This is a genomic window from Fructobacillus ficulneus (assembly GCF_001047075.2).
Classification (GTDB): domain Bacteria; phylum Bacillota; class Bacilli; order Lactobacillales; family Lactobacillaceae; genus Fructobacillus; species Fructobacillus ficulneus.
The window spans coordinates 83,858-95,250 of record NZ_DF968005.1 but is presented as its reverse complement, the minus strand read 5'-3'; the positions used below and the strand labels follow the sequence as shown (position 1 = coordinate 95,250).

12 protein-coding genes are annotated in these 11,393 nt (G+C 44.3%); all 12 read right to left on the bottom strand.

Annotated features, from left to right (window positions below; genetic code table 11):
• Positions 1-630: tRNA (guanosine(37)-N1)-methyltransferase TrmD (trmD, locus tag AOQ29_RS05175; RefSeq protein WP_061993452.1), on the bottom strand; the 630-nt coding region annotated here is incomplete at its 3' end.
• Positions 620-1,150, bottom strand: coding sequence for a ribosome maturation factor RimM (rimM, locus tag AOQ29_RS05170; RefSeq protein WP_114674995.1), 531 nt, complete (start codon positions 1,148-1,150; stop codon positions 620-622). The genes trmD and rimM, both read right to left, overlap by 11 nt.
• Before the next feature lie 96 nt (positions 1,151-1,246).
• Positions 1,247-1,699 carry a 30S ribosomal protein S16 gene (gene rpsP / locus AOQ29_RS05165; protein ID WP_061993450.1) on the bottom strand — a complete coding sequence of 151 codons (453 nt, stop codon included), beginning with the start codon at positions 1,697-1,699 and terminating at the stop codon, positions 1,247-1,249.
• A gap of 119 nt (positions 1,700-1,818) precedes the next feature.
• Entirely contained in the window at positions 1,819-4,617 is a 2,799-nt protein-coding gene (ileS, locus tag AOQ29_RS05160; protein WP_061993449.1) for an isoleucine--tRNA ligase, read from the bottom strand.
• Between the two features lie 272 nt (positions 4,618-4,889).
• On the bottom strand, positions 4,890-5,642 hold the full coding sequence (locus tag AOQ29_RS05155) for a DivIVA domain-containing protein (protein ID WP_061993448.1): 753 nt from the start codon (positions 5,640-5,642) through the stop codon (positions 4,890-4,892).
• 28 nt (positions 5,643-5,670) lie between these two features.
• Positions 5,671-6,465, bottom strand: coding sequence for a YlmH family RNA-binding protein (locus tag AOQ29_RS05150; protein WP_061993447.1), 795 nt, complete (start codon positions 6,463-6,465; stop codon positions 5,671-5,673).
• Between the two features lies 1 nt (position 6,466).
• Entirely contained in the window at positions 6,467-6,721 is a 255-nt protein-coding gene (locus tag AOQ29_RS05145) for a YggT family protein (RefSeq protein ID WP_061993446.1), read from the bottom strand.
• 2 nt (positions 6,722-6,723) lie between these two features.
• Positions 6,724-7,152, bottom strand: a complete 429-nt coding sequence (locus AOQ29_RS05140; RefSeq protein ID WP_061993445.1) for a cell division protein SepF — start codon at positions 7,150-7,152, stop codon at positions 6,724-6,726.
• A gap of 12 nt (positions 7,153-7,164) precedes the next feature.
• Entirely contained in the window at positions 7,165-8,421 is a 1,257-nt protein-coding gene (ftsZ, locus tag AOQ29_RS05135; RefSeq protein ID WP_061993444.1) for a cell division protein FtsZ, read from the bottom strand.
• Between the two features lie 24 nt (positions 8,422-8,445).
• Positions 8,446-9,798, bottom strand: coding sequence for a cell division protein FtsA (gene ftsA / locus AOQ29_RS05130; protein ID WP_061993443.1), 1,353 nt, complete (start codon positions 9,796-9,798; stop codon positions 8,446-8,448).
• Between the two features lie 118 nt (positions 9,799-9,916).
• Positions 9,917-10,615, bottom strand: a complete 699-nt coding sequence (locus AOQ29_RS05125; RefSeq protein WP_061993442.1) for a cell division protein FtsQ/DivIB — start codon at positions 10,613-10,615, stop codon at positions 9,917-9,919.
• A 19-nt stretch (positions 10,616-10,634) separates the two neighbouring features.
• Positions 10,635-11,393 (bottom strand): UDP-N-acetylglucosamine--N-acetylmuramyl-(pentapeptide) pyrophosphoryl-undecaprenol N-acetylglucosamine transferase (locus tag AOQ29_RS05120; protein WP_061993441.1); only part of this gene is annotated, 759 nt, incomplete at its 5' end.

Here is an 11,393-nt window from a genome sequence, read left to right as displayed (position 1 = left end):
TTTTACCCGCCACTCGGCAATCTTACCGTGGTTTCCGGATGTTAGTACTTCTGGTACCACCATGCCCCGAAAATCGGCTGGACGAGTGTATTGTGGGTATTCCAAGAGGTCGTCAGAGAAGGTATCCCCAGCAGCCGATTGAGCATTTCCTAAAACATTAGGAATAAAGCGCACTGTTGCATCAATCATGACCATTGAAGCCAATTCCCCACCGGTCAGGACATAGTCCCCCAATGAGAACTCTTCATCCACTAAGGTCTTAATTCGTTCGTCATAGCCCTCATAGTGACCAGCAATAAAAGTTAAATGGTCATAAGATGCTAAACGCTTAGCATCCTGGTGGTCAAACTTTTTTCCGGCTGGGTCTAATAAGATAACGTGCCCGGCACTCTGGTCAGGACTGGCCTCTTTAACGGCTTCCAAGGCATCAAAGATGGGCTGAGGGGTCAAAAGCATTCCTGCTCCACCACCAAAGGGGTAATCATCGACGTTATTGTGCTTGTTGGTGGTATAGTCCCGGAAATCCGTAACGGCAAAATCCAAGTCGCCCCGGTCAATCGCCTTACCGATAATCGATTGGCGCATTGGTGCAAACATATCCGGAAAAAGACTCAAAACATCAATCTTCATCGTCAATTAACCCTTCCAACAAGTCAATACGGACAACTTGTTCGTCAACATCGACTTCTTTAATGACATCATCAATCACTGGAATCAAAACATCTTTACCACTCGGACGCTTAATAATCCAAACGTCGTTGGCACCAGTCTCCATGATATCCTTGATGGTCCCAATGGTCCGGTCTGTCAAATCAACAACAGTCGCCCCAATAATCTCGTTATAGTAATATTCACCCTCGGGTAATTCATCCCGATCGGCCTCATCAACAAAGACATCTTGACCCTTAAAAATCTCAACCTGGTTGATGTTATCAACACCAACAAAGGTTAAGAGCCACATTCCTTTATGAATTCGCGCCTTGGCGATTGTTTCCTTGCGGTATTGACCATTGTCAAGCCGGTAAATCACCTGGCCCTTGGCAAAGCGGTCTTCCGCAAAATCTGTAATGGCTTTAATTTTCAATTCACCACGAATTCCGTGGGTATTGACAATTGTTCCAATTTTATAATATTTTTCAGTTTCCATAATACCTATTATAGCAAAGGTTGGCCCTTGTCGGGCTAAGCAAAGAAAAAAACTACCAAATCTACTTTGGTAGTTTTAAACATTAAAGCACGTTTGGTCTTAAACTAAGTCCAACAAGTCAGCCTTCTTAGCTGAAGCGGCGTACTTAACACCTTGGGCGTCCAAGTATGCCTTGATTTCGGCAACCTTGTTCTTAGCCGTTGGCTTTTCAGTTGCTGAAGCAGCAGCTGCGGCTGGCTTTGCAGCAGCCTTCTTAGCAGGCTTTGCTGACTTGTCAGCAGAACCGTTAGCCTTTTGTTCAGCATACTTAGCCATGATTCCTGCCTTTGACAACAAGTTACGGGCTGTATCTGATGGTTGTGCACCGTTTTCCAACCAAGCCAAGATCTTAGCTTCGTCCAACTTTACTTCTGCTGGAACTGCGATTGGGTTGTAAGTACCAACTGTTTCAATAAAACGTCCATCACGAGGTGAACGTGAATCTGCGATAACCACGCGATAGAAAGGACGCTTCTTAGCACCCATGCGCTTCAAACGAATTTTAACTGCCATAGTATGATTCCTCCGTATTTCTTTACTTGTCTATTATGCCAAATAACAAAAACGATGTCAAGTGCTTTTACTTGACATCGTTTTTATTTAAATTTAATCCCCATCGGTTAGGAAAGATTTTAGTCTTCAAAACCTTCTGCCACAGCAGCTGGATAGTACTTACGAACCAAGTCAGCTTCCGCCTTTGACAATTCAGGGAAGTCTGAATCGGCACCTAAGTCTTCGTGGTAACGACGGTCACGTGGAGACAAACCACCACGGGCCTTTTCAACCAAGACAGTCACACCGTCAAAGCTTGGCATGTCTGCCCCAGCTTGGTCGGCGTCCTTAACTTCAAGTTGAGAAACCATCATGACCAAACGGAAGTCCAAATCAAGGGCTGTCAAGACAGCTTGTTGGTCAGCAGTCAAGTACAAAGTCATGGCTGCTTCAGCGTTCTTACCAATCAAGTTAGTTGAACGAGCTGCTTCCAAGGCCTTGTTAGCGGCTGAACGGAGGTCAAAGACCACGTCCCACTTAGTCAACAAGTCAGCCGTGTCACCCAAGTCGGCTACTTCAGGCATGTCTTGCAAGTAAGCAAACTTAGTGTCTGTGTGTGGCATATATGACCAGATTTCTTCAGCCGTGTGTGGCAAAACTGGCAACATCAACTTTGTCAAAGCTGACAAAACTTCATAGAAGACAGTCTGCATTGAACGACGCAAGTGTGAATCTGGGGCTTCCACATAGACAACATCCTTAGCAACGTCCAAGTAGAAGGCTGACAAATCAACATTGATGAAGTTGATCAAACGTTGGTAAATTTCATTCAAGCGGTAGTTGTCGTAGCAATCCTTCAAGTCCTTGACCAAGTTGTTCAACAAAACTGTTGCATATTGGTCATGGGCTGCGCGGTCGGCAAAGTCAACCTTGTCAGTGGCATAGTCGAAGTCAGAGGTGTTGGCCAACAAGAACCGCATCGTGTTACGAATCTTCCGGTATGAATCAGCAACTTGCTTCAAGATATCATCTGAAACAGGCATATCCTGTGATGTGTCAACTGAAACAGTCCACAAACGCAAGATTTCCACTCCGAACTTGTTCCCCACTTCGGCTGGAGAAATTGTATTTCCCAATGACTTCGACATCTTGTTACCCTTACCATCCAAGGTAAATCCTTGAGAAAGCAAGTTCTTATAAGGCGCCTTACCGGTTACGGCCATTGAAGTGATCAATGATGAGTTAAACCAACCACGGTATTGGTCAGAACCTTCCAAGTACAAGTCGGCTGGGAAATCAAGCTGTGGTCGTTGTTGCATAACGCCACTCCATGATGAACCAGAATCGAACCAGACATCCATGATGTCTTCTTCCTTCTTGAACTTACCATTTGGTGAATGTTCGTTGGTGTAGCCTTCAGGCAACAAGTCCTTGGCTTCGCGTTCGAACCAAACGTTTGAACCAAATTGTTCAACCAAATGTGCTACATGTTCCACGATGGCTGCGTCTAAGATAGCTGTACCATCTTCCGCGTAGAAGATTGGCAATGGCACTCCCCAAACACGTTGACGTGAGATAACCCAGTCGCCACGGCCGGCAATCATGTTGTGCAAACGCTTTTGACCCCAAGCTGGGTAGAAGTTCACATTGTCGATTTGGTCCAAAATGTCTTGACGGAAATCATCAATTGAAGCAAACCATTGTGGCACGGCGCGCCAGATAATTGGCTTCTTTGTTCGCCAGTCAAATGGGTATGAGTGCGTGATGCTTTCCTTGGCCAAGAAGACCCCAGCATCTTGCAACTTTGTAATCACTGTACCGGTAACATCATCATAGAAGCGGCCTTCAAATTCAGGACCGGCATTCTTAGTCATGTTTCCCTTTTCATCAACAGTCACAACCACTTCCAAGCCATATTGCTTAGAAACATTGTAATCGTCTTCCCCAAAACCAGGAGCCGTGTGAACCAAACCAGTTCCTGAATCCAAGGTAACGTGGTCGGCATTCATGACCATTTCTTCGGCGTTTTCATCCCAAGGGTGGTAAGTTGTCACGCGGTCAAGGTCTTGACCCTTAAATGATTGGAGAACTTCATAGTCTTCCCAACCAAACTTAGGAGCAACTGTTTCCAACAATTCCTTAGCAACAACGTACTTCTTGTCTTGACCAGCTGGCTTAACGACAACGTATTCGAAGTCAGGGCCAAGCGTGATTCCACGTGAAGCAGTAACCGTAAATGGTGTCGTTGTCCAGACAACCATGTAAGTATCGTTGTCCAACAAGCCACGGCCGTCCTTGACTTGGTTAGCGTAGTAAAGTGAAGTTGACTTGATGTCGTGGTATTCGATTTCGGCTTCGGCCAAGGCTGATTCTGATGACCATGACCAGTAAACCGGCTTAGCACCTTGGAAGATGTAACCCTTTTCGGCCATCTTTCCAAAGACGCGAATTTGAGCGGCTTCGAATTCAGGTTGCAAAGTGATGTATGGGTGATCCCAGTCGGCCATGATTCCCAAACGCTTAAAATCGGCCTTTTGCTTTTCAACTTGTTCCAAGGCAAAATCCTTAGCCAAGTCACGCCACTCGTGCTTTGGCATTGACTTACGGTCGTGACCAGCCTTTGTCAATTGTTGTTCGATTGGCAAACCGTGCGTATCCCAACCAGGAACGTAAGGGGCATAGAAACCATTCATGTTCTTATAGCGAACAATAATATCCTTGGTAATCTTGTTTAAGGCGTGACCCAAGTGAATGTTTCCATTGGCGTAGGGAGGGCCATCATGCAAATTAAAGTGAGGCTTTTGTTCATTTTGAGCCAAACGTTGGTTGTAAACATCGGCGTCGTACCAAGTTTGTTGGCGTTCTGGTTCTGTCTTTGGCAATGAGCCACGCATTGGGAATGCTGTCTTACCTAAGTTCAAAGTGTCTTTATATTTCATGTAAGATTTCCTTTCTAGAAAACGAAAAACGTCCTATCTGCTCCAAAATTGGAACAAATAGGACGTTTTCACGTGGTACCACCCATCATTTCGTCAACGCAAGTGTTGACGCTCTAACATGGTGATAACGGGCCATCGCCGCTCGAACTTACTTTAGTTCAGTTCGAGAAAGGGTAAGGGATGCAAACAAAGTTGAGGGAATGACCATCTTTCACCGGACATGGCTCGCTAACACTATCAACTTTGCAGACTGGCTTACGCCTTAATCTAAATTACTTATTTTCTTGTTCATTGTCTGGAAAGACAACAACTGTGGGGTCGACTGGTGCCTCTTCCTTACTCTCAATTGGTCCCTTCGCAAAGTTAGGAACTTCTTTCAAGTCAGTTGGCAAAGGCTGTTCTTCAGCAACATCGGCCACCGGTGCCAATTCAGGCGTTGGTGTCACGGGTGTTGCTCCAATCGTCTCAGCATCTGGCCAAGAAATTGTGTCAGCCAAAACCTCATCTGAAAGTTCTGACATTGGCAACTTCTCAACCGCTTGTGATAGCTGTTCTTGTTCCAGCAAAGTCTTTTGTTGATCAATGATTGAAATAAATGATTGACGGAAGTTATCAACTTTTTGACGCAACCGGTTTTGTTCATTAATCAAATCAACGTTTTCTTGAGCCAAGCGAGCTGATTCAGCTTCCGCCTTACGACGGGCATCGTCGACAATTTGTCGAGCTTGGTCTTGAGCATGACTTAGTTGAGCTTTAACCTCTGCTTCGGTTTCAGACCGAAGTCGTGAAGCAGCACTTTGCGCAAACATAATTGATTCGTTAACCTGTTCGCGTTGCCCTTCTAATTCTTCAATCCGATTCTTTTGTTGCCGGTTTTTTTGTTGTAACTGATCAAATTCAGTCAACAAATTCCGATAGTCATTATTAACATCATCTAAAAATGAATCAACTTCACGAGCAACATAGGCGCGTGAGCCTTTACGGGTAAATTCGTGGTTTAAAATCTCATCTGGTGTTAATGCCATTTTATCTCCCTAGCCTCCCCAATTCATCTCAACGATGAATAATATTAAAAACTGCTTTGATTTTATCCCTTTTACTCTGTCCTGACAAGCTTTCTAGGGAAATTCTTCCAAACCTTCTCATCGAAATCACATCTTTAACCAATATTTGTTGGTCGAAACGTTGACAAACTGCCCAATTAACCTGAACCTGCCCACTGTCAATGATATCTTGGACTTTTGACCGTGACAGGTTAAATGCGGCCGCTAGGACCGCATCAAGGCGCAATGAAGCGACCAACAGGAAAGTTTCTTGACCATCATCGCTCTTTACAAGTGCTTGGTCAAAAGACTGGGATTGCCAATTGGTTTTCATTTTACCAATTCGTTCAATTTCTTGTTGAACAAAGGGTACTAATGAAGTCTCAATCGCAACTTGAACCTGTCCCTGCTGATCATCAACAACGATGTCACCAAAGCCGGACCGTTCAATCCCAGAATGAACTAAAGCACCTAAGACATCTTTATGACGCAGCTCAACAAACTTTGTGGGCACCTTTAACTCTAACAAGGTTAGCTCAAAATCGTTTTCGCTAACTTCGAAAAAATCAGGGGCAATCACAATCCGTTGGGCCTCAGCCTCTTCAAAAATCCCACTGGCAAGCATTTGCAAATTTGGCCTTTGATTGACCAAGGTTTGCACAATATATTGCTGGCGTGGATTTAAAAAGTGAGTCAAAACAAGCCGATAATCCAAGTCAGCCTGATCAAGCCAGTCTTCAACTTGTTTAATAAAGGGCCGTTCATCATCATGGAAGTGTTGAGCAATTTGGTTCAACTCAGCCATTTTAAACCAGCCATGCTAATGCATATTGAGCAAACTCAAGCACTAACACTGCAACTAGTGGACTTAAGTCCAAGACCCCAATTGGTTTGATAAACGAAAATAACGACAAGTAAGGTCGAATAATCTTGCCTAGTTCACGGCCAAACCAAGTGTTATATGAACCTGGAAACCATGACATCAAGACATAGACAATTAGTGCATAAGAATAAATTTTAAGCAGCCATGCAACAATAACAATTAATAATAGTGGAATCATTTTTAATACCGACTCTGGTTATCCAGGTTTTCGCTCATTGAACCAGAAACTGAATAGTTAGCTGGTGTTAACAAGAAAATCTTTTCGCCAACCCGTTCCATTGAACCGGAAACGGCATAAACAGCTCCACCGATGTAGTCAAGGATGCGCATGGCCTGTTCTTCGTCTAACTGTGAAAAATTAACAATCACAGCGTCGCCCTCAATCACCTGACTCGCGATTGCCCGTGAATCAGCATAGACTTTTGGCTCAAACAAAGCAATTCGCGTTGTCAACTCATCGGCCTCTTGACCGGCCTTTTTAAAGGCTGTCATTGGCTTTTTTGGAGCTTGCTTTTTAGGAGCTGGCTCTGGTGTTGATTCTTCGTAACTGTCTTCTTCATAGTATTCATCGTCGCCTGAAAAGAGACGTTTAAATCCTTCAAATGCCATCGCTCAATCCTCCTATCGTTTTTTAAAGAATGGTGGTTGATCATCATCCTCTGTTGATAAATCTAAATCAATTGCTTGACTTGTTGGCTCAACAGGTTCAAATGCAGTCTTTTGAACACCATCAAATTGACCCGCCTGGTTATTAGGGCGCTTTGAGGTCGTAATATCCCAGTTTTTAAAGGGATCATCTTTGCCTGCTGCCGGACCTTCAGTTGGGTCTTGGTCAGTTCGTGCAAATAAACTATTTTGTGTGTTCTCTTCAACCGTTTGATTACTTGATTGAGAAGGACGATGGGCAGTTTGAATTCCGCCCGTTTGCAGACCAGTTGCAATTACCGTAATTCGAATGGCATCGCCAAGAGTGTCATCAATTGATGTTCCAAAAATAACGTTAACATCGCGACCGGCTTCTTGGTTAATGACGTCTGCTGCTGTCTGAGCCTCATACAAAGACATATCAGGACCACCAGTGATGTTAAGCAAGACATCTTCGGCTCCAGACATATCCACTTCCAAAAGTGGCGATGAGATGGCTGCCTTGGTTGCATCACTAGCCCGCGATTCACCATTAGCCACACCGACACCCATCAAGGCTGGCCCAGCATCTTGCATAACCGTTTTAACGTCAGCAAAATCCAAATTAATAAACCCAGGGCTTGTAATCAATTCAGAAATTCCGCGCACTCCTTGTGAAACCACGTCATCAACAATCTTAAAGGCTTCTGACAATGGTGTTCGGATATCAATTCGATCCTTCAATTTCTCGTTGGTAATAACAATCAAAGAGTCAACTGATTCTGACAAGGCTTGAAGCCCTTCAACAGCGTACTTTGATCGCTTTGGACCTTCCCATGAAAATGGTCGGGTGACCACAGCAACAGTCAAAGCACCCATGTCCTTGGCAATTTTGGCCACAATCGGTGCAGCACCGTTTCCGGTTCCACCACCCATTCCAGCAGTCACGACAATCATGTCTGCTCCGGTCAAAGCTTCGCGAATTTCTTCTTCAGATTCTTCAGCGGCCTTAGCCCCACGTTCGGGATTTGAACCAGCACCCAACCCACCGGTCAGTTTTGGTCCAATTTGAACTTTCTGATGTGCTCTTGATTTGTCTAAGGCTTGGACATCCGTATTGGCAACAATAAAGTCCACCCCTTGGATGCCTTCGTCAATCATGTGATTGACCGCGTTAGAACCACCACCACCAACACCAATAACCTTGATGATTGCGCCGGTTTTCTCCTGCGTTTCGTCGATTGTAAAATCCATGAAAGTTACTCCTTTAGGAATGTTTTATTCGTTGTCATCCGTTTCAGCAAACAATGATGTTAGCATCGTCTTCGTTCTTGAAAACAATCCAGCCTTAGGTTGACTTTTATCAGCGTAGACGCCGTCGTCACCTTCAGCTTCAATCATATCTGCTTCACCCTGGTCAACTTGGTGATAAGTGCTAGCGTTTTGACTTGGTTCCTCACTGAGCTGTTCGCCCATCAAGACCGCCTTAATTTGCAAAGATAAATCGCCTTGGAATGCTTGATAAGAAGCATACGCGAGAGCACGAGCAAAACTAGGATGGCGCAAACCAATCTGTGTTGGTTGGGCAACTTGAACGTTGGCCCCAAAGTGCTCTTGTGCCTTGGCTAATAATCCTGGCGTTGCGGCGTTTCCACCGGTAATGAGGACACCACCAGGTAATTCATCAGCCCCAATTGCCGTTAACTGCTGGCCAAGTCGATCAAAAATTTGATCATACCGGGCTGCCATAATTTCAGCCAAATACTGTTCATCAACTGGTTTTTTTTCAGTTAAACCAACTGCATTGACGTAAAATTGCTGCTGAGCAGATGCTTGGAATGGGTCCGCAGATCCATACTTTTTCTTAATTGATTCAGCGTCCGCAACACTAATGCTAAGAACTGTTGAAATATCCTTGGTAACTTGAATGCCACCTTCATAGTCAACTGTCATGTACTTAACTTTATGATCATGAACGACAGAAGCAGTTGACTGTCCACCAGCCAAGTCAATTAAGACTGCACCAAAATCTTGTTCCGCATCGTTTAAGAAAGCCGGTGCTAACGCAATCGGTGCTAAAATCAATGACTTTGTTGTTAAACCGGCCTTAGCAACGGCTGTCTTAATTGAGTCAACAACCTTGCTTGGTGCCAAGTAAACTAAGCCTTGAACTTCAAGTCGAACACCAATCATGTCAGTCGGGTCTTTAATGCCATCAAAGCCATCAACGATGAATTGGTTGGGTAAAAATTCAACAGCTGTTTGTTCCTGCAAAGCCAAGGTATCCAAGGCCTGTTGGGTAACATTAACAACATCTTGGTTGGTAATTTGCTTGTTTTGGTTTTCGATAGAAACCAAACCTGAAGCTTTTTGTATGTCAACGTGGTTGGCCGGCAAGCCCACCACGACTTCGTTAATTTCAATATTTGCTTTCGAAGAAGCTTGTGAAATAGCCTGTCGAATTGCTTGGGCCGTTTGATTGATGTCAATAATCACACCACGACGTAAACCAGCACCAGGGGCGCTTCCCGTAGCAATGACATTGAAACGACCATTTTCACTTTGGGCGACAACCACTTTTACCATGGTTGTCCCTATGTCTAATCCAACTATCACGCCATCTTGGGTCATGCAAATTTCCCCTTTTTAATTAAATATTTTTAAACCTAAATCTAAAGGTAATCTTATCATATTCTACCCCACTCTGGTAGGGTTTCAAGCCAATTTACGGCTAAGTTTTTCATTTTTCCTACTTATATGGGTATGAAAATGACCCAAACTGCAAATCGACGACACCAGGATCTGACATCTGACTAGCAATTCCAGAGTAATACCGCATCTTATCTGCTAAAGAACCTTGACTAGCATAGACCGTATTGCCATCTTTCATCATCAAAATTAACCGACTGCTATTACTGGTATCAGGAGAAAAAATAATCTCCCCGATGCTTTGGCGAATTGGTCGGTCTAGGGCCGAAATCGCCCTCGCCGTTCTTTTAATTTGAGTATTTTGTTTAAAACCAGTATAAACTGGTCCTTGACCATCTGGTTGGCCAACCCTACTCTGATTCCCTGCCGAATCTAACTGGTACCAGACCTTGTTGTTTTGAATGAATCCAGCGTTGATTTTCTCGGCAGCTTCGATGTTAACCGTTGATCCAGATAACTTAATTTTAACTTCTGATATTTTACCGTTGTTATGTTTTAACTTTTGTTGCAGAAAAGACTCTTGAAAGAAAATTTGGTAACGGTAAATCCCAGTTTTAATCCCGGAATCGTGCTCGATACTTTCTGTGGTAATGTTTCCAGCATCAACATTAACCGCCGTGATTTTTTGCCAAGGTTGCCAAATCACAAGAATGATCGCCACCAGTGCCAAGAAAACCATGGACAGCAAGAAGCCACTCCGCCTGGTTTTGATTAGAATTGTTTGGCCAACATCTTGCAAAAGCTTCTCCTGTAATTTTTTATTTAATAACTGATTTAACTAAATCATAGAACCGATCACCGGCGTCAGTAGCACCAGCCGCCGCCGCTTGTTTCTTCATGGCAGCTGCCTGGTCATCATGGAGTAGCAAGGCGTCAGCAGCCTTAACCAGGCTGGCACCATTGAGGTCAGGCTCTTTAATTGAAAGGGCTGCGCCAACTTCAACTAAAGAACTAGCATTCTTGGTTTGGTGGTCGCCAGTCACAAACGGTGATGGAATCAAAATTGCTGGTAAGCCCAAAGCCGTTAATTCAGCAATCGATGTTGCCCCTGCACGAGAAACCAAGACATCGGCCTTTTTCATGACGGCTGGCATGTTTTCGATATAAGGCAAGACCTTAATATGGTCGCCCAATGTTAAGCCCCGTTCCTGCAAGAGGCGTTCAAAGTTTTCAATTCGTTTTGGTCCAGCAACCAAGACCACTTGATACGTGCGCTTATTAAATTCTTCAATTGCTTCCAAGGTTGCCAAATTAATTGCCGGAGCTCCCTGAGAACCACCAAAAATCAGCAAGGTTTTCTTGTCATCGGCTAGGCCATATTCTTGCCATGAGAAATCAGAATTCAATTCGGCCACTTCTTGACCGCGGGGATTACCAATCAAAACAGTCTTGCCGGCTGGAAATTGGCTTTCGGCAGCGGCAAAGCCCAAGGCAATCTTAGTCGCCTTACGAGCCAAAAACTTATTGGTCACACCAGCCACTGAATTTTGCTCATGGATAACAGTTGGAATTTTCAT

What these genes read in the sequence shown, in the direction of transcription:
- rpsP (WP_061993450.1), bottom strand. Translation starts at nt 1,699, where the DNA reads ATGGCAGTTAAAATTCGTTTGAAGCGCATGGGTGCTAAGAAGCGTCCT.
- ileS (WP_061993449.1), bottom strand. Translation starts at nt 4,617, where the DNA reads ATGAAATATAAAGACACTTTGAACTTAGGTAAGACAGCATTCCCAATG.
- AOQ29_RS05155 (WP_061993448.1), bottom strand. Translation starts at nt 5,642, where the DNA reads ATGGCATTAACACCAGATGAGATTTTAAACCACGAATTTACCCGTAAA.
- AOQ29_RS05150 (WP_061993447.1), bottom strand. Translation starts at nt 6,465, where the DNA reads ATGGCTGAGTTGAACCAAATTGCTCAACACTTCCATGATGATGAACGG.
- AOQ29_RS05145 (WP_061993446.1), bottom strand. Translation starts at nt 6,721, where the DNA reads ATGATTCCACTATTATTAATTGTTATTGTTGCATGGCTGCTTAAAATT.
- AOQ29_RS05140 (WP_061993445.1), bottom strand. Translation starts at nt 7,152, where the DNA reads ATGGCATTTGAAGGATTTAAACGTCTCTTTTCAGGCGACGATGAATAC.
- ftsZ (WP_061993444.1), bottom strand. Translation starts at nt 8,421, where the DNA reads ATGGATTTTACAATCGACGAAACGCAGGAGAAAACCGGCGCAATCATC.
- ftsA (WP_061993443.1), bottom strand. Translation starts at nt 9,798, where the DNA reads ATGACCCAAGATGGCGTGATAGTTGGATTAGACATAGGGACAACCATG.